This is a genomic window from Marinicella marina, from assembly GCF_030065545.1.
Lineage (GTDB): Bacteria > Pseudomonadota > Gammaproteobacteria > Xanthomonadales > Marinicellaceae > Marinicella > Marinicella marina.
Map to the genome: position 1 here is coordinate 189,904 of NZ_JASJNC010000003.1, position 26,206 is coordinate 216,109.

22 protein-coding genes are annotated in these 26,206 nt (G+C 39.5%); 10 read left to right on the forward strand and 12 right to left on the reverse strand.

The window, feature by feature from the left end:
- Positions 1 to 27: 27 nt before the first annotated feature.
- Positions 28 to 1,572 carry a sulfatase-like hydrolase/transferase gene (locus QNI24_RS05800; protein ID WP_267175419.1) on the reverse strand — a complete coding sequence of 515 codons (1,545 nt, stop codon included), beginning with the start codon at positions 1,570 to 1,572 and terminating at the stop codon, positions 28 to 30.
- A gap of 593 nt (positions 1,573 to 2,165) precedes the next feature.
- Positions 2,166 to 2,618, reverse strand: a complete 453-nt coding sequence (locus QNI24_RS05805) for a pilin (protein WP_267175418.1) — start codon at positions 2,616 to 2,618, stop codon at positions 2,166 to 2,168.
- 1,035 nt (positions 2,619 to 3,653) lie between these two features.
- On the opposite strand from QNI24_RS05805, the gene QNI24_RS05810 reads away from it, so the two are divergent.
- From QNI24_RS05810 to QNI24_RS05820, 3 genes are all read left to right on the forward strand, one after another.
- Complete coding sequence (locus tag QNI24_RS05810) at positions 3,654 to 5,063, forward strand: sulfatase-like hydrolase/transferase (protein ID WP_267175417.1); 1,410 nt, start codon at positions 3,654 to 3,656, stop codon at positions 5,061 to 5,063.
- Positions 5,064 to 5,136: 73 nt separating this feature from the next.
- Positions 5,137 to 5,742, forward strand: a complete 606-nt coding sequence (locus QNI24_RS05815; RefSeq protein WP_267175416.1) for a class I SAM-dependent methyltransferase — start codon at positions 5,137 to 5,139, stop codon at positions 5,740 to 5,742.
- 170 nt (positions 5,743 to 5,912) lie between these two features.
- Positions 5,913 to 6,632 carry a hypothetical protein gene (locus tag QNI24_RS05820; protein ID WP_267175415.1) on the forward strand — a complete coding sequence of 240 codons (720 nt, stop codon included), beginning with the start codon at positions 5,913 to 5,915 and terminating at the stop codon, positions 6,630 to 6,632.
- Between the two features lie 62 nt (positions 6,633 to 6,694).
- Here the strand turns inward: QNI24_RS05820 and QNI24_RS05825 are convergent, their stop codons facing one another.
- The 4 genes from QNI24_RS05825 to QNI24_RS05840 form a co-directional block, all read right to left on the reverse strand.
- Positions 6,695 to 8,494, reverse strand: coding sequence for a tetratricopeptide repeat protein (locus QNI24_RS05825; protein WP_283708572.1), 1,800 nt, complete (start codon positions 8,492 to 8,494; stop codon positions 6,695 to 6,697).
- A gap of 312 nt (positions 8,495 to 8,806) precedes the next feature.
- Entirely contained in the window at positions 8,807 to 9,679 is an 873-nt protein-coding gene (locus tag QNI24_RS05830; protein ID WP_267175413.1) for a glycosyltransferase family 2 protein, read from the reverse strand.
- On the reverse strand, positions 9,672 to 11,579 hold the full coding sequence (locus QNI24_RS05835; protein WP_267175412.1) for a tetratricopeptide repeat protein: 1,908 nt from the start codon (positions 11,577 to 11,579) through the stop codon (positions 9,672 to 9,674). Before QNI24_RS05835 ends, QNI24_RS05830 begins: the two co-directional genes overlap by 8 nt.
- Before the next feature lie 81 nt (positions 11,580 to 11,660).
- Positions 11,661 to 12,086: a pilin gene (locus QNI24_RS05840; RefSeq protein WP_283708573.1), complete on the reverse strand. Its 426-nt coding sequence runs from the start codon at positions 12,084 to 12,086 to the stop codon at positions 11,661 to 11,663.
- A gap of 292 nt (positions 12,087 to 12,378) precedes the next feature.
- Between QNI24_RS05840 and QNI24_RS05845 the strand changes: the two genes are divergently transcribed.
- Complete coding sequence (locus QNI24_RS05845; protein ID WP_267175411.1) at positions 12,379 to 13,245, forward strand: sulfotransferase family 2 domain-containing protein; 867 nt, start codon at positions 12,379 to 12,381, stop codon at positions 13,243 to 13,245.
- Between the two features lie 32 nt (positions 13,246 to 13,277).
- Here QNI24_RS05845 and QNI24_RS05850 read toward each other — a convergent pair whose 3' ends face one another.
- The gene (locus tag QNI24_RS05850) at positions 13,278 to 16,511 is read right to left on the reverse strand and encodes a VPS10 domain-containing protein (protein ID WP_267175410.1); all 3,234 of its coding nucleotides are present in this window, start codon (positions 16,509 to 16,511) and stop codon (positions 13,278 to 13,280) included.
- Positions 16,512 to 16,668: 157 nt separating this feature from the next.
- Here QNI24_RS05850 and QNI24_RS05855 point away from each other — a divergent pair, with 157 nt between their 5' ends.
- Positions 16,669 to 17,535: a YicC/YloC family endoribonuclease gene (locus QNI24_RS05855; protein ID WP_267175409.1), complete on the forward strand. Its 867-nt coding sequence runs from the start codon at positions 16,669 to 16,671 to the stop codon at positions 17,533 to 17,535.
- Between the two features lie 13 nt (positions 17,536 to 17,548).
- Positions 17,549 to 18,175 carry a guanylate kinase gene (gene gmk / locus QNI24_RS05860; RefSeq protein ID WP_267175408.1) on the forward strand — a complete coding sequence of 209 codons (627 nt, stop codon included), beginning with the start codon at positions 17,549 to 17,551 and terminating at the stop codon, positions 18,173 to 18,175.
- Positions 18,176 to 18,181: 6 nt separating this feature from the next.
- Here the strand turns inward: gmk and QNI24_RS05865 are convergent, their stop codons facing one another.
- The 3 genes from QNI24_RS05865 to QNI24_RS05875 form a co-directional block, all read right to left on the reverse strand.
- Positions 18,182 to 19,114, reverse strand: a complete 933-nt coding sequence (locus QNI24_RS05865) for a class I SAM-dependent methyltransferase (protein ID WP_267175407.1) — start codon at positions 19,112 to 19,114, stop codon at positions 18,182 to 18,184.
- Positions 19,115 to 19,179: 65 nt separating this feature from the next.
- Complete coding sequence (locus QNI24_RS05870) at positions 19,180 to 21,771, reverse strand: TonB-dependent receptor plug domain-containing protein (RefSeq protein ID WP_267175406.1); 2,592 nt, start codon at positions 21,769 to 21,771, stop codon at positions 19,180 to 19,182.
- Between the two features lie 411 nt (positions 21,772 to 22,182).
- The gene (locus QNI24_RS05875) at positions 22,183 to 22,659 is read right to left on the reverse strand and encodes a hypothetical protein (protein ID WP_267175405.1); all 477 of its coding nucleotides are present in this window, start codon (positions 22,657 to 22,659) and stop codon (positions 22,183 to 22,185) included.
- A gap of 187 nt (positions 22,660 to 22,846) precedes the next feature.
- Between QNI24_RS05875 and QNI24_RS05880 the strand changes: the two genes are divergently transcribed.
- Genes QNI24_RS05880 through QNI24_RS05895 form a run of 4 tightly spaced genes read left to right on the forward strand, consistent with a single transcriptional unit; the run spans position 22,847 to position 24,500 of the window.
- Positions 22,847 to 23,449: a sigma-70 family RNA polymerase sigma factor gene (locus tag QNI24_RS05880; protein WP_267175404.1), complete on the forward strand. Its 603-nt coding sequence runs from the start codon at positions 22,847 to 22,849 to the stop codon at positions 23,447 to 23,449.
- A complete protein-coding gene (locus QNI24_RS05885; protein WP_267175403.1) occupies positions 23,427 to 23,780 on the forward strand; it encodes a hypothetical protein in 354 nt (117 codons plus the stop codon). Before QNI24_RS05880 ends, QNI24_RS05885 begins: the two co-directional genes overlap by 23 nt.
- Complete coding sequence (locus QNI24_RS05890; protein WP_267175402.1) at positions 23,777 to 24,076, forward strand: hypothetical protein; 300 nt, start codon at positions 23,777 to 23,779, stop codon at positions 24,074 to 24,076. The genes QNI24_RS05885 and QNI24_RS05890 overlap by 4 nt, the downstream gene beginning before the upstream one ends.
- 4 nt (positions 24,077 to 24,080) lie before the next feature.
- A complete protein-coding gene (locus QNI24_RS05895; protein WP_267175401.1) occupies positions 24,081 to 24,500 on the forward strand; it encodes a DUF3106 domain-containing protein in 420 nt (139 codons plus the stop codon).
- Between the two features lie 32 nt (positions 24,501 to 24,532).
- Here the strand turns inward: QNI24_RS05895 and QNI24_RS05900 are convergent, their stop codons facing one another.
- Together QNI24_RS05900 and ylqF are read right to left on the reverse strand one after the other, a co-directional pair.
- Entirely contained in the window at positions 24,533 to 25,183 is a 651-nt protein-coding gene (locus tag QNI24_RS05900; protein WP_267175400.1) for an RluA family pseudouridine synthase, read from the reverse strand.
- Positions 25,180 to 26,100 carry a ribosome biogenesis GTPase YlqF gene (ylqF, locus tag QNI24_RS05905; protein ID WP_267175399.1) on the reverse strand — a complete coding sequence of 307 codons (921 nt, stop codon included), beginning with the start codon at positions 26,098 to 26,100 and terminating at the stop codon, positions 25,180 to 25,182. Before ylqF ends, QNI24_RS05900 begins: the two co-directional genes overlap by 4 nt.
- Positions 26,101 to 26,206: the final 106 nt, after the last annotated feature.

The window sequence follows — 26,206 nt, forward strand, 5'->3', positions numbered from 1 at the left end:
TAATTTTGTGGTGATTAACAAAATCATTCAATCAACTAAATCAAAGTGCTCCAGCAACTTGTTTTTCAAATAATTAACTTTGGTTGAATCAACATCATCAATTAGGTTTTTTGACTCAAAAGGATCGGAATAAGCATCATACAGACGAAAATTATTTAACTTTTCATGATGTAAATCAGCCATTAGCTTGTACATATGTTCACTTGATTCTTCGATAACCATAATGACTTTGTTGTTCCTGACCGTTTGATGAAAAGTCAATCTATTTGGTTGATATGGCTTTAATAATGAACGCCCTTTCCAAGTTGATGGAATAGGCTGTTCCAAACAGTCTAAAATGGTTGGTGCAACATCAATTTGAGTACCGTAGCTGCTGTTCAACAATTGACAATCATTACTCAGAAAGAAAAATGGAATGCTGATTTCCTCATTATAAAGAGTGAAAGTATGGGTAAAATGACCGTGTTCCCCCATACTTTCACCATGATCACTTGTTATGACAACAACACTATCATCTAAATACCCTTTCTTCCTGAGTATGTTAAGGGATTTACCAATATAGTAATCCGCTTGAATCACGCCATTATCGTAACCATTAGAAATTTTCTCAACATAAAGCGCCATTGCTTTTTTATTTAAATCGCTCATCAAAGCCGGTGTATGTTTTGAGTGAGGGCTGAAAACCTGAAATTCATTTTTAACTGTACCCAACAAGTGAGTTGACATCAAATGAATGTAGATGAAATTAGCTTGTCCACTAAAATCTTCCAATTCTTTTAGTTTGTTTATCACACCGTCATCATTATTTAAGGTAATTGAATTTGGAAAATAAGTGCCATCATAATAATCATCTATAGAATTCCCATACAGTTTTTTGAGAGATTTAAATCGATGGTTTGAACTTAAAATAAATTTTGTTTGATAGCCTATAAGTTTCAACATTTCAGTCAAATCAAGTAATCCATAAGCGAATTCGTTGTACCTTCGAGAACTCAGTATTGAATAAATGCCACAAACCGAGTCAGAGCAACTAGAAGTGAAGTTTGCCACTCTTTGAAAATCCTTTTTACTGGCTAGTACTTCTAAGTTTGGTGTGGTTTTTCGTTCATATCCATTAACACTTAATCGATCACTGCGTAATGCGTCAACAATTATTAAAATAATATTTTTTGATGGTATTTGTTTATTAATGTCTTTCAAAATTTCTGCTCGTTGCAGACCATCCTTTAATACTTCAGCATTATTCTTAACACTGACGAATTCACTGGTGTTTTCTGAAAATGCACTAAAAAATGGCTCATTGATCCAGTTTTTTGGATTGGTTCTTTGGTAAGAAAATGCAACAGTCCAAACAAAAAGCATGCCAAATATACTAAAGTAAACCAAAGTCTTGAACTTATATTTGGGAAGTAACAAAACATCAATGCGCTGTGCCAGACTGAGCTTGCTGAATAGCAAATAAATCAATTGAAACGACAGTAAAACAAAAAAAACCACAAGCAATAATGAAATCTCGTGTACCTTTGACATTGACCAGATTTGTTTGGGTAAATGAATCATAAAATCTGACATGATTGATCCGCCCCAATTTGAAAATGATACCCAATTCAATAGAAATAAACTAAGTAGACTGAACCAATAAATCGTCAAAAAGAGATTGGTAAAAAAAATTACTTTTGTGTTTGCTGTAAACAACAAAGTTGGTGTAAATGCCAGTGTATGAAAAAAAGTAATCGTCAGTAAATGTAGAAATATTGATTCTGGTGGGATGAAAAACTGGTCGATTAAAAGCAAATAGTAGACCCCGCTGATCAGCAAATGAATCAATATATACACTACCAATTTATTTTTCATTAATCACAACACAAACAAGTTCGTTCAGTAGGTAGGATTATATTTATGTTAACGAGCACACAGATACAATCAAACAGTGGTTGATAAATAATACATGCATTCATTATTAATGCAAATTTGTATTTTACGCTAATGAAGAGAAATAAATACAATGTGTATGTTGATACACAGAAAACACTCTATGGCTACCATACATTGTTGAAGTAATAAATTATATAGATTCAGTGAATCAATCACTTTTCAGGCCATATAAAGGCTTATATCACAGGATTTGTCTTGTTTGTTAAAAACAAAAATCTAAAAAATACAACCTAGGGTGTCCTGCATTGTGTGGGTAAATACTTATTTTCCAGTGATGAATCGCACTGCCAAATCAAGCTAGTACCGGCATTTCCGGCATTTCCAGGAAGAATTGGTGATAATGTCAAAGTTTGCCCTGCCAAAGCTGGATCATTATTATAAGACACTTCGATTACCCCATCACTGACTTCGATTTGGCTGACATTGGTGCCGCCATATCCGGCTGCTGCGGGAATACCATTGGTGCTACTGTTCACACCGGTAAGTACGCCTGTACTTACCCATATCTCTGAAATGGCAGACTTCAAACTGCTGGAAAGACTGATACCCTCTCCAACTTTAGTTCGTACAGTATAATCCCTGTAAGCTGGTAGGGCATAAGACATCAAAATCGCAATAATCGCGATTACTATCATCAACTCAATTAGAGTGAAACCTGCTGTTGTTTTATGATGACTGGCCATAAACTTTCTCAATAAAATTATTAATTCTTTAAATTATTTTGATGCCAGAAATATAGACTGTAAATAAAGATCTAGGCTTTTAAATAAATAACAAGATAAAATCAAGCAAATGGAGCTTTTTGACTGTCGTGTTGATTCAAACTGACATTTTTGGGCAACTAAATGAGAGAATAATGTTAAAAAGTGTTAATTCCTAATTTTTCCAAGCCAAGATGAAATAAAAATTATTGTAAAGAATGAATCTTTACAATATATGAATATTTACTTTAACTCAGCTAAATTGATCTGTGAATGCCAAAGACAGTGAGTCAGTTTGAGCTTTCTGACTGGAATGGCATTTTCGCCTGGTTAAATAAAAGATAACGAATGATAAATGCCTCTACAAAAAGAGTATCGCACATTGCCTGCATATATCTGATTAACAAACTGTTGTTAATTGAACTTAAAAAGAAACAACAGAATCTTAACTAAAATTAAGAATGGAAAAACTCGGGTTACAACAGTAAATATGCCAGGTCAGGCATGATTTTCCTCAAATAGTTATAAATGAAGGGTAATTAATTTCTGTTATAATTTAAAATCTAATTAACAAGCATGATGCTTTAAAGCGAGCGCATTGAATTGAACATCTACCTCCTAATACATTTCGCTATATCAGCAACATATATCATCACCTTCACAAACTTTTTTGGCAAGCCAAATGAAGTCATAATCATTCATTTGGCAGTTTTAATAGTGGCGAATAGCATTCTGCTTTCACTGCTATTTCTATTTTTCAAAACACACAAAAAGAAAGATCAAATCCGCTTCCCTTTGGCTTTTGTGTTGTCTATTTATTGGTTTGTTTTGATCGCTCTGTATGGTATCAACTGGGTTTCAAATGTCAGTTGGGGCAACAGTGTATTGTCAGGCTTTTTCATGGATTTGATAAAACATATTGATTCATTCAGCCGTCTAAAAGACATGTCTCCAATTTGGATTTATTTATCACTTTCGATTATTTTTAGTGCAATATTTTGGTTTGTCTGGCGTTTCATGAATCAAATTTTTTTAAATCATAAATTCACATTTAATTTCTCTGTGACACAAGGCTTTTTAACCGCATTGGCATTGGTTTACCTTTTGCAAGTAAATAACAGCAACCATTTAAAAGGGAAATGGGGTGGTGAACCTCTGATTTCCTCAATCTCTAATGTCAATCAACGGTTCAACAGTGAAAGATCAACTAAACAAAGATTTGCTGACTACATAGAAAGAGAACTCAAATTACCAGCGCTTCAGCAAGTAAATAGTGAAACTGATGTGATATTTATTATTGCAGATGCCTTGAGGGCCGATCATTTGCCTGTCTACGGATACCCAAGACAGAATACGCCGTTTATCTCTGATTTAGCGTTAAAGCCTGCATACCAACAAATTGAAAACTTTACGGCCACCTGTTCAGAGTCAGCCTGTGGCATTTATTCATCATTGTCATCAAGAGAGTTTTTGGATATCGGACTGGGATTGTATGACCTTTCCGATGTGCTCAAAGATGGCGGTTACAAAAAATATTATATATTAAGTGCCAACCATGAGATTAATAGTCTTAATCAGCTATATGGCACCAATCACGATATTTATTTAGATGGTGCCAGCCATTGGCCAAAACTTTCCATGTACACCGATGAAAGTGTGATTCTCAATATGGATAAAGTCCCTGAAAAAACTGATGCACCAGCCTTTTTCTACTTTCACTTTATGTCAACCCACCAGTTAGGAAAGATATCTGATGAAAACAAGATCTATTCCCCAAGTTCCAAAGACCTTTCGGCATTTGCCTCTTTTGATAAACAAACTGTCTCACCTGATAAAATACAAGCATTGGTCAATGGTTATGACAATGGTGTATACCAATTTGACAAGTATTTAGAACGACTTTTTTCAGTATTATCTGACAAAGGCTACATGGAGAACGCAATTGTAATCATTACTGGTGATCATGGTGAGGGCCTTGGTGAAAGAGGATACTTTTACCATACTTATCAACTATACCAGGAGGACATCAGGGTTCCTTTTATTATGTATGACACTTCTGGAAGTTGTACTTTACTCGAGACCGATTATGCTACGCAAATAGATATCCCTCCCACAGTTTTGGATTGCTTAGACTTTCCATCAATTGATACATGGAAAGGCGTTTCATTAATGTCTAAATCAGTTTTACCTCGTTACACCCTGCATCAAACTTTTCGAGGCCGTCAAGAAATAGGACTGATAAAGCATGACAATAACACGACTTTTAAGTTATTGGCCACCAATCAAAATGGCACATTCAAGAACTACCGACTATATGAACTCATCAATGACCCCGGTGAAATGCATAACATTATTGACTCGGCTGATGTTGATTTGATAAACGAATTAAAACAAATGATGAAACAAAAGTTAAAGCCTACCGAATGAATTTTTAATTATTAACTGACTGAACAGTCCGGACAGATATAATAATTACAACTAAAAACCTGAAATCAAAGCCATGCCTAAAAACAATCAAAAACATCATGAAAAATATGACTCAAAGAACCCAATTGCTCAAAGGATGTTACAAGGCTTTATGGACAGTATTACAAATTTAACTCAGGCCATTGAAGGTCCAATCACCTCTTTAACAGAATGCGGATGCGGACAAGGTCATGTCAATCAACACTTAGAAGAATTATTCCCAACTGCTTCTATCAAAGGGTTTGATATTAATCAAAATGACTTGAATATCGCCATTGCAAACAGAAAAAAACCATCAACAAATTTATACTTAAAGAGCATTTATGATGCAGGTGCTGAAGAAAAAGCTGATTTGGTTGTTTGTTGTGAAGTCTTAGAGCACCTAGAACACCCCGAGCTGGCCTTAAAAATAATGGCTTCATTGAATGCGGATTACTACTTGTTCAGTGTGCCCAGAGAGCCACTGTGGCGCATACTTAATTTTATGCGCGGTAAATACATGAAAGACTGGGGTAATACACCAGATCATTGCAACCATTGGAGCACTAGAAAATTCGAAGCGTTTGTTGCGCAACACCTCGAAGTTTTAAAAGTAAACCAACCATTGCCTTGGTCAATGATTCTCGCCAAGTCTAAATGACTGCAAACAAAGCAACATGGCTGTCTCGACTTCAGCCAGTCATTAAACTTTTAATAACTGCTTTAGCAGCTTATTACCTGATCATGGTTGCGATTGAAAATTTTTCAGAGATCAAGACAATCCATATCGACAGCCCGCTCAAAATTATTACAGCATTTATTCTATCTCTAATGCTGTATGCCTTAGTAATAGCTGCTTTGGTGCTGGCTTGGGTTGCTCAGTTTGACTACAAACAACCCAAAGTATTGACGGTGATATACCTCAAAAGCCAAGCACTAAAATATTTACCTGGTAATTTTTTCCATTTTGCTTATCGGCATAAAGCCACTGTAGATTTGGGTCAATCCCACAAGCAAGTTATGAAAGCCACCGTGATGGAATCTGCAGGGCTGATTTTTGCTGCCTTGCTGATGGCACATCTTAGTTTGTTTCAATCATCTAACAACTTGCTTTGGTTAAATAAACTTGATATACCAATTGTGTTGTTATTGGTATTTGATGCTTTGGTTCTCATATCAGTTATTCGTTGGATGAAATGGCGTTTTTTTTATGCCCAGCTGGTTTGGTTCATCGCCTACTTTATAGGTATGGGCATTATTATCATTATTATGATTATCGCCTGGGGGTTTAGCCCTCAAGCCTTTTTGTCAATGACCACTTGTTATGCCCTGGCCTGGTTGGCAGGCTACTTGTTGCCAGGGGCCCCGGGGGGTATTGGTGTGAGGGAAGCGGTTTTTATAGCTGTGAGTAAACCCACACTGGAAGAATCTGAGGCTTTAATTTTGATTGCTGGCATCAGACTGATTTCGTTGTCTTATGAAGCTATTGCATACTTTTTTGCTGCACGAATCAGTCATCTGTTGTTTCGCCAGTCAGAGAACACCAAATGATTTAAGCAAGTCAAAATGTCTTGGTTATATTTTTAAAATTTCTTTTTAAAATGTATACAAGGCTACTGGTAATCACCTTTGGCCTTTCGAATGCTTTGCTCTAGACCACTAAGAACATTTTGAATTTCATCATAATTGAAATCCATCCAAGTTTGTTTTGAATGATTATTTTGCAAATGCCGCACCAGCTTCAAAGCTTGGTTATATGCGCCAGCATTAAACAACATCACAGCAGAATTGATGCTGGCACCCATTTCCCCCGTGTTATCATAAATCATCGTGTATAATTCCAGCGCCTGATCAAATTCATCTTGAAAAACAAGCCTGGTGGCAAAAAAATATTCTGTTATTGGTTGTGCATAATCTTTATTAATAAATGAGTTTTTTGATAGTGCAGTCCAAATTTGTAGTGGGTAGTCATTGCTGCTATTGCCTTGCAATGATTCGCACTTACGTTCCAGTAAGCGTTGATAATAGCCATTAAAAGACACCACATCCTCGAGCTCAAACTCAACTTCGGTCATCGATTTAAGTAACGCGTCGAAGTGAATGTCACTTAATCTTTGTAAATCACACATCATGATGTGATGATTGAATTTAACCCTGAGCTTATCATGTCTTTCTGCCGCTTCTTGCATCACATCAAGTGCTTGTATTGTGTACCCTTGGCGCTGATACAAATCTGCTGTGAATGTGCCAGCTCTGATTGATGCTGGAAATCGCTGTAAAGCAATTTGATGTAACTGCATGTTGTTCCCCCACATGTTTGACTTAATGTATGTAGTGAATGACAAAAACAACAACATCGAAATAGGCACCAACCAAAATATTTTCGACTTCTCAACAAGTTTAATAATTGGCATGATAACTGGGATTGTCAAGAATATTGAAGCCAGATAATTTCTGTGTTCAAAATATATTTCCAATGGGATAATAGTTGATTCTAACAGTTGAGCTGTAAAGTAAAAAAAGACCGCAAAACTGAACCACACAAAACGATGCCGCAGTAAGTAAGCAATAACCAAAATACCTATAATAAAGGCAGTAGCTACCAAAGTTGTGATGGGTTGCAACAAACCTTTAGATACTGGGAATGCATCGGTAAATACACCATAAGTGAGATAACGCGGGAAAAATAATTGATACAAGTAATCAGAAAGCACCCTCATTTGAGTCATTATGCGTTCTATCACAGTGAAATCTCTGACTTCATAGCGGCCCATTAAATCAGGTACTTTAATCAGAATAGCAATAACAAATACAGCGGCCGGTAACTTGATCAACCAAAAAGATATTTTTGGCAGTAAAGCCGGTAAGCCCATGAAGCTTTGCAAAATAAATCTGTCATATAATAGAACCAACAACAAGAAAAGTGCCCCATTCTCCTTACTGAGAACAGCCAGAAATGTCATTACTGGGACAGCTATAAACACAGATAAAAACTGTTGTTTAAAGCCACTTGCGTCTTGCCTTATTCGAGACCAAGTTAGAATTAAAAGACCCAGCAACATAAAGGTCAAAGGTAACATGGCCATGCGTTGAACCACATACAAGGTGGTTGAAACGAGAAACGGATGCACCAACCAAGTACCCGCAGCAAAAAATGCAATGGCTATTTGGTACCTGGACCAATCAGGTTTTGTAGCAAACAAAAGTCTTATCAAGGCAAATAACAAACACCCATTCAGTACATGAATGATTAAATTGGTTCGCTTGAATGAATAGGGATCGGCAGGCCATTGTTGGGCATCAAGCAAAAATGACAGCATTGAAACAGGCCTTTTCAATTGACCCGTATCAGATTGAAGTAAGTACTGAATCAATGCATCCCAGCTCATACCATCGTTAAAAGTTTTTAACATAGCAAGGCTATGAAAATCATCAAAGATAAAAGACCCAGAAAGTCCTGGCAAGTAGATAAACCAAGCCATGAAACTCAATAATAATATGGCAAAGAGTGATAAAAACCAATTGTAGGTAACTTTCATGAGACAGATAAAGAATGAACAAAAAATTAGTTTAACACAGGCCAACGGCTGACATAATCAGACAGGTACTACTGAATCAAAACAAAGACTGTACAGCACAGTCTTAACCAATAAAAATAATTTTCAAATTGACTTCATAGTACTGGCTTGAATAAGCTGAATAGGATGAATAAGACTGAGTCAAATTCAATCAGCAGACTCACCCGGCTTGGTTTGATAAAACAAAGCTGTGATTTGCTCAGAAATCAGACCCAGTAAAAATATCAAAATTGAAGTTGAGAGCAATAAAACACCCATGTTGGTGAAACGCCCGTCAGTAAAATAGGTATAAATATAATAAATCATACCCGTAATAAAAAATAGCATGCTGGCTGGAAAAAACAATTTCATTGGCGAGTATAGCGTACCAATTTTAAAAATAATCAAGAAAAATCGCATGCCATCCTTCAACACGTTGATGTGGCTGTTACCTATCCTTTCAGGTGCAATAATCGGTTCATACCCAACACCAAAACCGGCTCGAAAAAATGCCATGGTAATGGTTGTGGGATATGAAAACCCATTGGGTAATAAGTATAAAAACTGTTTAAATTTTTCAGCGTTAACGACTCGAAAACCAGAAGTTAAATCAACAATTTTTTGCCCTGTCATGTAACTAGCAACCCTATTATATAAACCATTACCTACCAATCTGGTCTTTGAGGCCTGAGACTCTCTGCCCCTCGAGCCAACAACCATGTCGTACCCTTGATCATAGCGACTCAACAGTTTTTCAATGTCCTCTGGACGGTGTTGACCATCGGCATCCATAAAAATCATCACTTCACCGGTTGCAGCTCTGGCACCAGATTTGATGGCAGCACCATTACCACGACTGTAAGGATGACTGACAACCTTAACCTGCTGTTGTTCACAAACAACCACTGTTTCATCATCTGAGCCATCATTAACCACGATAATTTCTGCATCAGGTTGAATATTTTTTAATTCAGGCAACAAACTGATCAGGCTGGTTGCTTCATTTTTTGCAGGTAAGATAATAGATAATTTTCTATTCATTTTTACGTCTTTCAATCAACTCTGTAAACCCCTCTATGGTATCACCAATGGCCAGCCAATCAACTTCATATTTTTGGTTTTCAGCATACAGCTGCTTTTCAAAATTCAGAATATCTTCCGCATGTTTATACTCGCCGGCATTAATGAATTGTATGATGGCTGTATGCATGGCCTCATATTCATTTCTTGAAACCGAAAATGAGGCCAAATACAATTGTTTAGATAACTCAAATTCATTTTGACGGAAGTATACTTGTCCTTTGATGTAATTGGTTGAAGCCAATTTAGCTCTGACTTTGGTATTTGGATTGTTTTCAACTGCCTCTGCCAGGGCAAATACAGCATCATTGGTTTGTTCCCCTAAACATTCGTATTCAAACATGACACGAACTAAATTGATAAATGGGCGGTGATCATGTTTGGTGAAATACTGCTGGCCTATCTCCACATACAAGCTTTCCATTTGTTCTATCGTTAATTGTTGTCGGACACAGAAAACTGAAAACTGATTAAATTTAAGCTCTAAATTATCATGTAATTCAATACCGTCATTTACTACCTGTAGGGCGTCATCTATTAAGCCAGATTGTTCGTAAACCATTGCTGTTGACATCCTTGCCCTGACTGATTCAGGATATTTATTCATAGTTAAATCAAACAGCTGTAAATTATTACTCCAAATGTCAGACCGCATAAATGTCATGCCCGCCAACATCAGTGAAATTAATAGCGGAATCAACAAAAATATTTTAGATTGCTGAACCAGATTGCTTAATAAAATCAGCAAAGGGATACTCAAGAAAATTGATCCGACATAAATCCGATGCTCAAAGTACAATTCTAATGGCACTATGGTTGATTCAAGCACCTGCGATGTGAAGAAAAAAAACACAGAAAAACTGAACCACACCCAGCGCCTGCGCTTGAACCAAGCCAAACCTAATAAGCCCAGCACAAACAGGCTACTAAACAATGTTGATATAGGGTCTAGTAAGCTTTTTGAATGCCCAAAACCATCTGTAAAAACCCCTTCGGTAAAATAACTGGGAATGAACCAATGGTAAAGGTACATTGTAGTGGCGCGGGTTTGGGTGAGTAACCTTTCCCACATATTGAATATTCTTAAGTCATAATCAGCTATAAATGATGGCAATTGAATTAATATAAGCAAGGCCAAACCTATTCCTGGTAATATCAATAGCCACAATCTCAAGGATTTACTTAAAGCCCGAAAAGACAAGTATCCTTGAATAATAAAACATTCAAATAAAGCGATCAACCACAAATAGATGATGCCGTTTTCTTTACTCAGCATGGCCAATAAAGTCATCAAGTAGACAGCCAAAAATAATGTGATTTTGCCCTGCTTACCCACACTGCCTTGATAGCTGCATCGGCCTTTCACATACAAGGAGAACCCCATTAACATAAAAGTCAATGGCAACATGGCCATGCGTTGCACCACATACAAAGTGGTTGATACCAAAAAAGGATGTAACAGCCAAAAAGCACAGCCAAACACCGTAAGAAAATAGGCTGTTTTTTTATTGACTCCGGCTTTGTTGCTGAATATCAACGATAACAGCAAAAACAACAACCCACCATTCAATAAGTGAATAATGACATTGGTTCGCTTGAAGGAATATGCCTCTGCCGGCCAGTCTTGTGCATCTATCAAGAACGAAAATATAGATATGGGCCGTTTTAATGGACCAGAAGTTGATTCACCAAAATAAGTCTGTATATTTTTTAGTGATACGTCATTATCAATAATACTTAAATCAGAAAGATTGCTGACATCATCAAAAATAAACCCACCTGACAAACCGTTCTTATAACTAAACCAAGCCAGTAACAACAATGCGAGGAGTCCAAATAGTTTCAAAAATTTAATTAACATATCCTTTTATTTTAGGTAAAAAAAAAGTGCGATAATTATCGCACTTTTTTATCATTCTGAATTAACAGATTGTTTCACATATTATCTGCACTGTGATGGTAAGTATTTATCACTGATGGCAGAAGAGCAAACCCAAATGATACTACCAACGTTAGTAGTTGTATCAGGTGTCAAGGTTACGATTCCACCTTGAATTGCTGGCTCGTCAGAGTATGTGATTGAAATTACACCACCTGCACCAACTGAAACTTGTGATACGTTAGTACCTTTGATTGATCCACTGGCAGCAAGGCCAGCAGCAGTGTTAGTAATTGGCAATGTACCTTCACTCTGGAAAGTCTCTGATACAGCTTGTTTAGCAGCAGATGCCAATTGTACACCTTCACCAACTTTAGCACGTACAGTGTAGTCACGGTATGCAGGAATAGCGTAAGACATTAAAATCGCGATAATCGCGATAACAATCATTAATTCGATTAATGTAAAACCTTGTTGATTTCTTTTCATTTCAATTTACCTCTCAAAATATTTAAAATATGGTTACTCGTTGTTTTCACCCATGGACATAGAATATTAGATTCATGCCTTTTGGACAAGTACCAAATCTCTTTTTTTTAAACTATTGTTTGAATCCTCCTGAATTGTAAACTTTAACAGGCATTTAATTTACAATTGAATGGTGGTTGTGTTGTTTTGACAGAAATTGTCACCTTTTGACTGAAATCGATCGATTTTCAGGTAAAAACCACTGCTTATGGTACACTTTCTGCCAATCACGACATCATTCACTCAACTATCGATGCAACATAATTGGTTCCATAATTCAGACACAGACAACCTCAAAACCAACATTTCTTTGCTGCAAAATGCTTTGGTTTCATCAAGTTCTGATAAAACCAAACTAACCACAATATTCTCACATGTGCCTAAAGCGGCTGGTACCAGCTTAGAAGCCATCTTGAATAAAAATTACCTCATGTCTGACAGCCTACACATCAATGCACCTGACTTGAACAAGTGTCCTGATTTACTGAGTATAAAGAAAAAATCACCAAAATTAATTTGTGGTCACCACCCATTGCATGGGATTTTGTATCAACTTCTTGATCAGCAACCCATCTATCATTTGACCATGCTGCGTGACCCAGCCTCCAGGGTCATCTCATACTACAATTACGTCAAAGGGAAAACTGACCACCCCATGCATCGGTATGCTGTAACTGATTCACTCATAGATTTCATTAATAACTGTCCATCACCAGAAATGAGCAATGGCATGTGCAAAAGATTTTCAGGACGGTTACATACTCAACAACAAACACCGGACGATGAACTCTTTGATGCTGCCAAAGAAAACCTAAAAAAATGCTTTAATTTGGTTTTGACCAGTTGTTTGTTTGATGAATCAATGTTGTTGTTGAAACAACAACTCAATTTGAAGGACATTTATTACAAAACCCACAACGTTTCCAACAAATTCATTGCGGCCAAGCAATTGACTGAGCAACAGGCGCATGTGCTTGAATCATCTAATCAAGCAGACTTGCGTTTGTACCAATGGGCTAAAACCAGATTGGAAAACCAACTCTCTGATCAAGTCAAAGCAGCCGACATCGAGACATTCAGAACTAATAATCAGTCGTGGACTGACTTGATCAAAGGCTGAATCAAACCATTAGATTCAGCCTTTTTCAGCAATCAATGAATGAAAGGCGCACCAATTTCATCAAGTTTTGTCTCAAAAGCAGGCATGGTCTCAGCAACCACCTTTTCAACTTGCGGTTTCAGCTCAGCATGTTTTGCTGCTGCTATTTCTAGAGATTTCTTTAAATTCGGTGTTGGACCATAGGTAGAAAAAGAGGTCCCTATCGAGGCTGCCCCCAACCGAGCACCTATGGTTACTTGGGTCTTCTCGCCTATCTGCTGTTTAGAACGATTGCCATTCATCTCACGATCCAGTCTGTTCAATTCATCCTTAATGGCTTTGAGTTCTCTGTCTAATTCACCGTGTTCTGCCATACTGCGTCGCAAAGCATCATCCAGTCTATCTGCCCGTTTAAGACCTTCGGATAATTTTTTGTTGGTCACTGATACATCATGCTGCACATCTGCCAATTGTTGCCAAAAAGCTGCCACCTCAGCATAATCAGCACCGGCTAATGCGCCGCTTTCATGCATGGGTTTGACCTTGAATGGGACCGGCTCATGCAACTGTTTAATTTGTCCGTCCACTTCTTGGCTCAGTGACACTTGATAGGTTCCCGGAGCCACCATCATGCCGCGTGGCTCATCTGAGAAAAAATCACCTTGTTGTTGTAGCACACCAAATGCCGGATAACGCAAATCCCATGCCACCTGATTAAAGCCTTTTTTATTGGTGCCTGCCACTCGTCTGATGACTTGGCCATTGTTGTCAGTGATGCTTAACCATACTTTAGGTTTGGCTTCCGTCCGCTCTGCATCTACCTCATCCCAACCAGGAAATTGCAACGACTCACCGGCTTCAAGCATTTTCTTTTCAGACTCTTTGCGCATGGCAGCTTTGGTTTTTAGGGCTTCTTTTAAATGATAGTTAATCACTGCGCCATAAGGGGGGTTTTTGGCGGTGTAGAACGCATCGCCTTGCGAGGCCTTTTCATTGAAGCCTAAAACCATTCTCGGTATGTACCACAAGGCATCTTTGATGGGGAAAATTTCATTGGAGGTTAATGTTTCGGCATTCACACCGCGTAAAAAACTGTAGTCATCTAAAACGTAGAAACCACGACCAAAAGTGGCAGCAACCAAATCATTTTCACGTTTTTGAATAGCCAAATCACGCACTGATATCGTGGGCATGCTGCCAGCAAGTTTATGCCATCCATCACCACCATTCTGGCTGAAATAAAGGCCAAACTCAGTGCCCAAAAACATCAAGTCAGGATCAACGTGATCTTGCACCAAACGCCAAACCAAGTGATTATCAGGAATCCCTGAATTCATCTTCTTCCAGCTCTTGCCGCGGTTTGAGCTCTTCAACAGATAAGGCTTGAAGTCACCGTATTTGTGGTTATCCAAAGCCACATAAACAGTATCCGAATCATGTAAATCTGCCTTGATATCATTAACAAAAGCCGTTTTGGGAACACCTGGCAAACTTCCAACCGCCACACTGCGCCAATCTGTACCACCATTTTCTGTGACTTGAATCAAGCCATCGTCAGTGCCCACATAGATCAATCCTGCCTGTTGTGGCGACTCAGTGATCGAAGTGATGCTGTTGTAGTTACTCATTGCCAAAACGTCCCATGGCATCTCCCAACCTTGGGTGCCACCCATGATAGGTAATTCAATTCGTTGTTGATTTTTTGTTAAGTCGCCTGAAATCGCTTGCCAAGAGTCACCCCTGTCATCAGAGCGCCAAACCCGCTGTGAGGCAAAATACAGGCGTTTTGGCTCGTGTGGGCTGACCAGTATAGGCGCATCCCAATTAAACCTTTCTGGTCCTTCATCGGCGCCTGGCTGCGGTTGGATATAAACCAATTCACCCGTGGTTTTATCAACCCTGACCAAATTACCTTGTTGCCACTCGGCATAGACGATGTCTGGATTTCCCGGTTCAGTGGCAGGCTGGTGACCATCACCAAACAAAACCACATACCAATCAGAGTTACGAATGCCGTGCACGTTGTCAGTTCTGGATGGCCCGCCTTGGGTGTTGTTATCTTGGGTACCACCATATATGTGATAGAAGGGTTCAGCGTCATCAACAGCAACCTTATAATATTGAGTAACGGGTAAGTTAGCGACAAATTTCCACGTTTCGGTTAAATCAAAAGTTTCATACAATCCACCATCTGTTCCGACCAGTACATAATCTGGGTTGGTTTTACTGAAAGCAATGGCGTGGTTGTCAACGTGCTTATTCTTTTCGTTCATGAAACGATAATTTTTACCACCATCATCAGAAACAATCATGTAATTATTCATTAAATACAAGCGATCATAGTGATGCGGCGAGGCATAGAGCTCCTGATAATAATGCGGTCCAGTGCCACCGGCGACAGCGTCTGATTGTTTGGTCCAGAAAGCACCTTGATCAAATGATTTATAAATGCCACCCGTGCGTCTTTCTAATTCAATCGCAGCATAAACTTCATCTGGTTTTTGTGGTGATATGGCCAAACCAATTTTACCCATGTTTTGTTTGGGTAATCCATGAGACAGTTGTTGCCATGTCACACCACCGTCTTCTGATTTATGTAACCCGGTATTTGGACCGCCGCCCATGTAAGCGGCCACGGTGCGGTGTCTTTGCCATGTTGCTGCATACAAGCGATCAGGATTACGTGGGTCAATCACAATATCCGCCACTCCCGTCCATTCATCATCACCCAGATATTTGTTCCATGTATCACCACCATCTGTTGATTTGAATAAACCCCGTTGACCACCTTTGGACCACAAGGGGCCTTGTGCAGCCACCCAAACAATATTCGAATCATTGGGGTGCACAATAACGGTTGAAATTCTTTCTGATTTTTCTAAACCTTTGTTCTTCCATGTTTTGCCACCATCTTCACTGAGGTAGATACCATCACCATAACTGGTGTGTCTGCCACCAGTATCCTCACCGGTACCTACCCAAATGCGATTGGGGTTATTGGGGTCAATCGTGACACTGCCTATGGAATAAACGCTTTGCTCATCAAAAATAGGCTGCCACGTGGTGCCGGCATTTTCCGTTTTCCAAACACCTCCTGAACCCACAGCAACGTACCAAATATTTTCATCCGTAGGATGGATGTCGATATCAGAAATTCGTCCAGACATCAATGCAGGCCCCAAGCTTCGCAGCTGAACACCGCTGAAATGTTCAGCTGAAAGTTTGTCTTTGGCCAGTGCTTGAAAATGACATAGGGTCAACAACAGTATGCACAGTATTTTTTTCATGGTTTCCTCTTTTTTATTGTTTTTGCAGATAAGCAATCATAATAACACACCAGTATATTTACTTTTAATGGCTTTAATAGAACATGCTTTACTTTAAAATCACTTTGGATTAGTAATTTAGCTATAATAACAGCCTTTATCTTTTTTAAAAGAAACCATGCATTCAATGACTGCCTTTGCTGCTCATGAAGTAGTAAGCGACTTGGGAAAACTCAGCTGTGAAATCAAAACCGTCAATCAACGTTTTCTTGATTTAACCATCAAAGCACCTGAATTTCTGCGACCACTGGAAAATCAATTTCGCAAACTGTTCAATCAACATTTATCTCGTGGCAAAGTCAGTGTTTTCATCAGGTTTTTTCCTAATGAATCTGTCAGTCTCACTCAACTCAACGTCAACAAAGCCCTGTTAAGTCAGTTGGTGGATCAAGCCAATCAAATCAGTAACGAACATGGATTAAGCCAAACCATGGGGACAGCCGAGTTGATGACATGGCCAGAAGTTATGATTCAACAACCAACAGACTTATCGGTATTGAACCAAACCGCTATTGAATTAATCAATACCAGCATTGAGAGGCTCAAAGAATCTCGTCTTCGTGAGGGCCAAGCCATGTATGATGTACTCAGTGAAAAGGCCAATTCAATGGCAACTTTAACCCAAGACATAAGGACTGAAGTACCAGCAATCAATGAATTTCTGGCTAATAAACTCAGAACAAAATTGGCCGATCTTGATGTTGAAGTTAATCCTGAACGCTTTGAACAAGAACTGGCAATTCAATTACAAAAAATTGATATTACAGAAGAGTTGGATAGACTGGATGCGCATGTGATTGAGTTTAATCGTGTACTCGAGTTGAACGAACCTGTGGGTCGTCGACTTGATTTTTTGGTACAAGAATTGAATCGAGAATCTAATACCATTGGCTCCAAATCAGCCAGCATCAGCACATCCAATGCCAGCATTGATTTAAAAGTCATCATTGAACAAATCAGAGAACAAATTCAGAACATAGAATAAAGCGGAAACATTTATGTCTAATAACAATATCACTGGCACCCTATTTATTGTTTCAGCGCCATCAGGCACTGGAAAAACCTCTTTGGTTAATGCACTGGTCAGGGATACCAACCACCTTAAGTTATCCATATCACACACCACCCGTGCAGCCAGACCAAAAGAGATTGATGGCTACAACTACCATTTCATCAGTGAGGATAAGTTCAAACAAATGGACATGGCTGGTGTATTTATGGAATCTGCAGAAGTATTTGGTAACCTTTATGGCACATCACAAGATGCGGTGCAAAAAATGTTAGATGAAGGTCACGATGTGGTACTTGAAATAGATTGGCAAGGTGCGGAACAAATCAAAGAACGGTTTCACCAAGCCATCAGTATATTTATATTACCTCCGAGTATCGATGCTTTGCGCAACCGCTTAGAAAACCGAGGACAAGATTCGAAGCAAGTGATTGATACCAGGATGGAAAAAGCCATAGCCGAATTAAAACACTACCACAAGGCTGATTTTTTGGTGGTGAATGATGATTTTGAGGAAGCATTGAAAAGCCTTAAAGCCATTGTTAAATCAAACCGAATGACCACAGCAAAACAACAAGTCATAAACGCCAGATTGATCGCAAACCTATTGGCTTGATTTTATTTAATCACGTTTAATGAATTCATAATAGTGACCCACGTTGTGCTTGCTCTTATAGTGAATTTCACCATCATTTATTAATTGCAATCCTGAAGTAGTAAATGTTTTGTACCAATCTGGGTTGTTTTTTAGCTTGTAACAAACATTGAGCATGTCATTGGCTCGCGCACGGGCATTGATGTTCAGGTTAAGGTAGGATTTTATTTGTGGTTTTTTTAGCTTTAACTGCTGGTTATCCATTTGATAGAGCTGAAATAAATTTTCTCCCCAGCTATTCAAAAGTGGATGACTCTTAAGGGTATGTTGACTGAATGATTGTAAGGTATTAACTAATTTGTTTTTGAAACCATTGACCGTCATTTTATTATCAATGAATTTTTGCAAATATTCTAAAACACCCTCGTTTTCAATGTATTGATAAATAATTTCTTCCGCCTCCATGAATTCAAGCATGGCTGTGTGTGGTGAATGACTGACAAAAACCAGTCTGCCACCAGAGTTGAGGGCATCCGTAATTTGTTTAGCAACCATTTCTTCATCGCAATATTCAATGCCGTATTGACTGACAATGAGATCAAACTTTTGCTCAACACATTGTTTAAGGTCTTCAATATAGCAGTTAGATATAAAGTCAATTGAATCCACTACTTGCTTTTTATCTGGAAAAGATTGAACCATCATTTGCTGATTAATCTCAGATGCATCGACAGCTGTTATGGATACCTCTTTACCGATTCTTTTTAGCATTTCAGCCAACATGATAGCTACAGCACCATTACCAGTGCATACGTCTAGAATCCGGCTGTTCGGTGCTAAGCCTTCAATCACTGAAAACCAATATTCGGCAAGCTCACCATCATAATTTATTTTGAAATCTGCAGGCAATGAAGTCAGCGCTCCAGTGCTCCAATAATCTGACCAATGTTGTTTTGACATATTTTAATTAACCCATTAAAAAAGGCGTACCTAAGTACGCCTTTTCTCAGTTTATCAAACTTTGTTTAGAAAGATTGAGTGTATCTGAAGTAAGTTACACGACCATAACCATCATACAAGTTGAAGTCATAATCACGTGAACCTTGGTTACCTTGATCAATTGGTGGGAATTTCTCACCAGCGTTTCTTACGCCTAATGTGAAACGACCGTCCCAAGGAGCAAAGTAGTTCAATTGAACGTCATGAGTGACCCATGATCCAACAGTTTCTTGTCCGTCGATGAAGTTGATGTTGTAACCAACACTCCAATCACCATATGCATAAACGTTGTTTAATACAGCACGGATGCTTGGGAAACCATCATCACCAGAAAAGTCATCACTGATTCCACCATCAGCCAATGATACTTGCTGATTGTTAATAGTAGAAACCTGTAAATTGTTAGTTACGTTACCACCAAACAATTCATAGTTGAATCTGAAGTTGTAATCGATACCGTCGATTTTGTAAACACCTTGGTTACCTGAACCACGGATACATTGAGTGATTCGACCTACTGCATCACGCTCACAACCTAATCCAGGAGGAGCAAATTCAGGGAAATCAATCAAGTTTTGTGAAGAAAATCCACGGATACGGTTATCAATTTCGATGTCGAAATAATCAACTGTCATGTTAAACCAATCAGTTGGCTCATAAGCAAGACCGATAGCAAACTGGTCAGAAGTTTCAGCTTGTAACTCTTGGTTAGCAATTACACGTGCGTTGATTTGACATTGCTCATTTGGATCACCAACAGCTAATTCACAAGTCACTGGATCACGAACTGAGTCAGCAGAGAAAGAAGGTTGCTGAGTCAAGACTGGTAGAGTTGGTGCACGGAAACCTTGTCCGTAAGAAGCACGAACAGTCAGGTTATCCAACGGCTGCCATCTTAATGAAACTTTTGGTGAGAACTCTGAACCAAAGTCAGAATAATCATCATAACGACCAGCTAAGTTTAACTCTAAGTTATCAAGAACTGGAACCAATGCTTCGAAGAAGAATGCAGTCAGGTCACGATTACCACCAGCAGAGTTACCAGCAGAACCACCAACAGCACCCGATTCAGATTGTGGATCATATAAATCTAAATATTTCTCTTCACGGTACTCAGCACCAACAACCATAGAAACAGGACCATTAGCCATGTCAAATACGTCGAATGCTACATTACCGTAGTACTCGTTTTGATCGTACTTAGACTCACGGAAAATGGTGATTCTCATGCGTTGCAACGCATCAGGATTGGCGAAAGGATCAGCCAATGAGTATTCACCGCTCTCAATCAATTGTTGAGCTACAGAACGTAATAAGTAGTTTCTACCTACGTCAGTACGTACGTTGTTGGTGTTACGAATACCAAATTCAACTTCAGCGTTACCAATACTACCATTAACACCAACTAAAACGTCAGTCAAATCGGTACCAACGGTGCTGTCACGAGGACCTACCGCATCAAAACGGTGCCACCAATCCATAGGTTGTGGATCTAAACCTAAACTTGGATCGTACAATGGGCTGGCTGGATTAGTAGGGTTGTTAGGGCTGTTAGGCGTCAACGCAAAGAAAACTGGGTTGCTAGGATCATCAAAGAAACGCGCATCCGGTACAGGTGCATAACGACCGAAAGAAGTGGTCTCAGCAACAGTAGCATTAGCAAATAAGCTCCAGTTGTCATTGATTTCATGCTCAGCTCTGGCAAAAAACGAACGGTTCTCAATAGAAGCTTCGTCAGCACTGACCTGGGTGAAATCATAACGACATAAACCGCCGTCAGCTGTTTGGAAGAAAGGCGTACTATCAGCAAATCCACAGAAAGTGTCATTACCTGTTGGAATGAAACCGAAAGTTACTTCGCCGTTAGGGCCAACCGTTGAGAAGTTGTTACCAAACAGAGAAGCACCTGTGCCAGCTGACCATGGAAGATCGCGTGCAAAGATGATTTCACGGTCGTTCCAAGACAAGCCCATGGTGATGCTAGAACGGTCACTTGCAGCGCCGAATAAGATAGAACCCTCTTCACGCTCACCACCATTAGATGGAATAGAAACTTCTTGACCACCTAACATGATTTCAACGCCTTGGTAATCTTTACGAGTAATGATGTTAACAACACCACCAATCGCGTCAGAACCGTACACAGCCGAAGCACCATCAGAAAGAACTTCAATTCTTTCAATAGCACCCATAGGAATGGTGTTCAAATCTTGGTTACTACCTGTACCTGGGGCATAAGCCATACGACGACCGTCTAAAAGTACCAAAGTACGGTTAGAACCGATACCACGTAAGTTCAAAGAAGCTTCTGCTTGTGCTGAACTACCAGATTGTGGACGGAAAGAACCTGCGTTGTTAAAAGTCAGGTTACGTAAGAAGTCAGCTGCGTTTGACTCACCGCTTAACTCGATTTGTTCTCTTGTGATTACAGTTACTGGTAATGCGCCTTCAACGTCTGAACGTTTAATACGCGAACCCGTAACAGTAATTTTACCTTGCTCTTCTACGCTGTCGTCATCGCTGTCTTGTGCTAAGGCAACTGTTCCGAAAGCTGAAGAAGCGATAAAACCTGTAAACAGTGCTTTTTGTACAGCACTAGTAATAGGATTACGTTTCATTTTCATTTATATGTTCTCCAAATTGTTATCCATGAGTTAACTCAAAAAATTGCATCTATATAGATTCCTTATCCGGCACATACTAACACTTTCATTTGTTAAAAAAAAGTCACAATTCAGTTTTTTTTACATTTTCTTAACAAAAAAAACATTGCACAAACATGGCTGTAAGCGCGCTTTATATATGGATATGGGCTTTTGTTGTTGGTAATAATAGCTATTTGAGCACCACAAAACAATATCAACAGCACTGAATGAAATGTTAACACTTAACATTTGAACCCAATTAATCTTAAATTTATTGAATTTAAATGAAAATTTAACCTACTTAATCACTGTTAACCAATCGATTTAAACATGGCACAAAAAAGGGCGCCTGAGCGCCCTAACCCCTAAATCCATAAGGGCCCCTTATCTCCTTGTCAACCAAAACACCCGGCGCAACAACATCGCAATTTCTTCTGGCATGTCACTGACATCATAACTTTCCTTATTAACTGTAACAGTGCCAGCTAAACTCACACCTGCTTCAGATGCCGAGACAGATAAAGCCGTGAACATGACATCCCAATCACCCTTGAGTGAATTGATGGTGAAATCACCGTCAGCCAATACTGATAATTGGCCTGCCATGCGATTATTTTGTTTATTGATGATGCCATTTATTGTGGCCTCATTCTCACCACCTGGTTTGAATTGATTGAAATCAGTGACCGAACTGCCGCTGTACTGGTCTTCACTGAGACGGCCTGTGGTGGTGATCGTGTAAGAACCATTGTTGTCATCGACCACAGTAGTCATGCGGGTCACATCAAATCCTGCCAAAGCCGAACCCGATGAGAGTAGTATGGTTAACAACAACAGTGTTTTGTTTTTAAAAATTGTCATGTTTATCTCCTAATATTATTTATTGATTGTTCTGCATAACAGCACCGTGCTGTCATTACCAACAACGAACAGACCATGGTGGTGGTTGACAACTCAGGATAAATAAATAATTACAACAAGCTGTCAACCTTTTTATGCGCATCCCGTTGTTACTATTAATTGAATTGATTTGAATGAGCCCATTTGCATGTTTGATATATACTTATGCCATGAACAAAGCAGTGAACCCCACAATAAAAACGTTGCAGCGGAGGCTCATGAGTTGAATCAACAGCTGGATGATTTTTTGCGTGAACAACAAAAACAAGCTTTTGCCATTGCCTTGGTCAGTGTAAAACAAGAGTCTGATGCTTTGGATGTGATACAAGAGACCATGTTCAGTTTTGTCAAATACTACAAGAACAAACCCTGCTCTGACTGGCGGCCGCTGTTCTATCGGGTGTTACAAAATAAAATCAATGACCACCACCGCAAAGTTAAAGGTTGGCTGCGGCATTTTTTTGCTGGCGATGATTACCCAGAACCGGCTGACGATAACAACCCCAATCCATCGCCAGCAGCAGTGTTTGAATTGAATAGCCAAGGTAATGAGATGATTGCAATCATCAAACAGCTACCACCCAAACAACAACAAGTTTTGATGTACCGAATGTGGCAGGAAATGACAGTGGCGGAAACCGCCAAAATAATGAACATCAGTCATGGCAGTGTAAAAACCCACATGCACCGCGCCACGCAAAAAATCAGACAAACCATTGGAAATGAAGATGAAAACAGAAGATCAAATTAACTCAAAGATCAGAGAAAGCATGAATCAATTGACCGATTCAGTTGATCCATCAACGGTGGCTCAATTACACCAAATCAGGCAAACAGCACAACAGCAAAAAACCAAGTCATGGCTGCAACCGTTTATTTGGCAATTCAGCTCAGCGGCCGCAGCGCTGGTCTTGGTTTTCGCATGGTTTAATCGTGACCTGTCAGGCACAGAACAAAATAATGAGGCTGTATTATTTGCTGATCTGGACATGCTGACTGCCACCGAAGACGCTGACTTTTATGCCGACTTGGAGTTTTTGACTTGGTTGGATGAGAACAACTTGATGGAAAATGAGATATGAACACACTGGCTTGGATGCTGTTGATGAGCGTCACGCTTGGTGTGGATGAGGATAAAAAATCACAGCAGATCGAAATCCAAAATGCAGACGAAGGCCAAACTGTTGATATTCAACCTGACGCTGAACTCTTGCTGTTTTTAGCTGAATGGAATGAACAAATGGATGGACAATGGATAGAACCTGAAGCTTTCTCAGGAAATAATGCCCTGTCAAAAGAATTAGAAAATCAAACCACTGAACAATACCATGATAAACCGGAAAAAAAATCTGATGAAAGTAAGCCTGATAATAATTAACTTAATGTTTTCCTTTACTTTATACGCCCAGAAGTGGGAGGCGCTGAGTCAAGAACAACAACACACACTGAACCAGTTTAAGTCCGAATGGCCTGAACTTCCGCAAGCACAAAAACAACAATTAATTGCTGGCGCAGACCATTGGCATCAACTGGATAACAAACAGAAAAAAATAGCCTTGATGCGATTGAACCGCTGGAAAGCCATGAGTCCCGCTGAACGCAAAAACATCCGTCAACGTTACCAACGCTTTAAAAACCTCAATCCACGGCAAAAAGCCAGGTTATGGCGCTTACACCAACGCTTCAAAAAACTGTCACCAGAACAACGGCAAAAACTGAGAAAGCGGTTTGAAAACCTAACACCGCAACAAAAAAAACGCCTGCGTAAACGCGCCGAAAAGCGCAACAAAGCGAATGGCTGAATAAAGCCAACAGCCAAACAATCAATTCAGCTTCAAATGAAATCTGCTTTAACCTCAAAACGAAGCTTTTTGTCTGTGGTTGGGTGACTGAACTCCACTAGCTGGCTGTGTAACTGCAACCTGTCTGCATGGCTCAATGCAGCACCCTCAGCATACAATTGATCACCTACGATAGGTAGTTCGATGGCTTTCATATGGACCCTTAACTGATGGGAACGGCCGGTGATGGGTTTTAATTCTATCAGCGTGGTCAAGCCTTCTTTTTTTAATACCTGCCAATGTGTCAGCGCTTGTTTTCCATGATCGTAATCAACCATTTGCTTGGGCCGATTGGGCCAATCACAAATCAATGGTTTGTCGACACTGCCCGCATCATCCTTGGGGTGCCCATAAACCCGCGCCACATAACTTTTATGAACCTTGCGCTGCTCAAATTGTTGACCCAAATTTACATGAGCTGGTTTGTTCATCGCCATGATAATCAAACCCGATGTCTCCATATCCAGCCGATGAACTGTGGTGGCTGTTGGGTGCAGCTGTTGTGCGCGGGTTTGTAAGGAATCTTTGTGCGACTCTTTTCGACCGGGCACCGATAACAACCCAGAGGGTTTATTTAAAACCAGTACATCATCGTCTTGGTAAATCACATTCAAATATGGTTCCATCGGCGGCTGGTAAATCATTGACGTCCTTTGTGTTGTTCTTTTCTGGCTGCTTTCTTGGCTGCTTTTGCTGCCAATTTTCTATCTACATCAATTAGTTCCTGTTCCATCATTTCAGGGGTTTCCAGGGTAATCCTACCAACCCGCCCTTCTCTGAATTCATTGATGAACAAACTGGATATTCGGGTCAGGTCCACCCGGCCACCTGCCTTCAATGCCCCCCTTTTTTGTCCTATTTTCACCAACAAATCATAAGGGTCTTGTGGTATCTGCTGAATATCATAGCGCTGTTCAATCAACTTATGGTAAGCGTGCATCACGTATTCTGCCAAGAAAAAAGCCTTGTCCTCAGCTGCAACAATGTTGTCTTTGATACCACCTGTAACGGCCAAACGAAAAGCGCTGTTTTGGTTATCAAACCTAGGCCATAGAACCCCTGGCGTGTCATGTAAAATCACATTGCCCGGTAATTTGATGCGCTGTTGCATTTTAGTCACGGCCGCTTCATTACCGGTTTTGGCTATGGTGCGATCGGCCATGATGTTAATCAGAGTGGATTTACCGACATTGGGCACACCCATAATCATCACCTGAATTGGTTTTTTATTGGTCTCTCGCTCAGGAAACCATTGCAAACACCATTGAGGAATTTGTCTAACCAGCCCAGTGTCTGAGGTGTTAACAGCGTAGGCTTTGATGGTCTTATCTTGCTGTAATGCTTCGATCCATTTTTGATTTAAATCAGGGTCGGCCAAATCTGACTTATTCAATAACTTGATACAAGGCTTTTGACCACGCAATTTTTGCAACAAGGGATTCTGCGAAGAATAAGGCAGGCGGGCATCCAGCACTTCAATGACCAAGTCCACTTCGGGAACCAGTTGACGTATTTCTTTTTGGGCTTTGTGCATGTGTCCGGGAAACCAGTTGATGCTCATAATTAACTACCTTTGAATTAGAGCGATATTTTAACTGACAAAGACCCTGTTGAACTTGAAATATTCACAGTCAACCCTATTTTGCAGGCATCTTAAAATTCTTTAT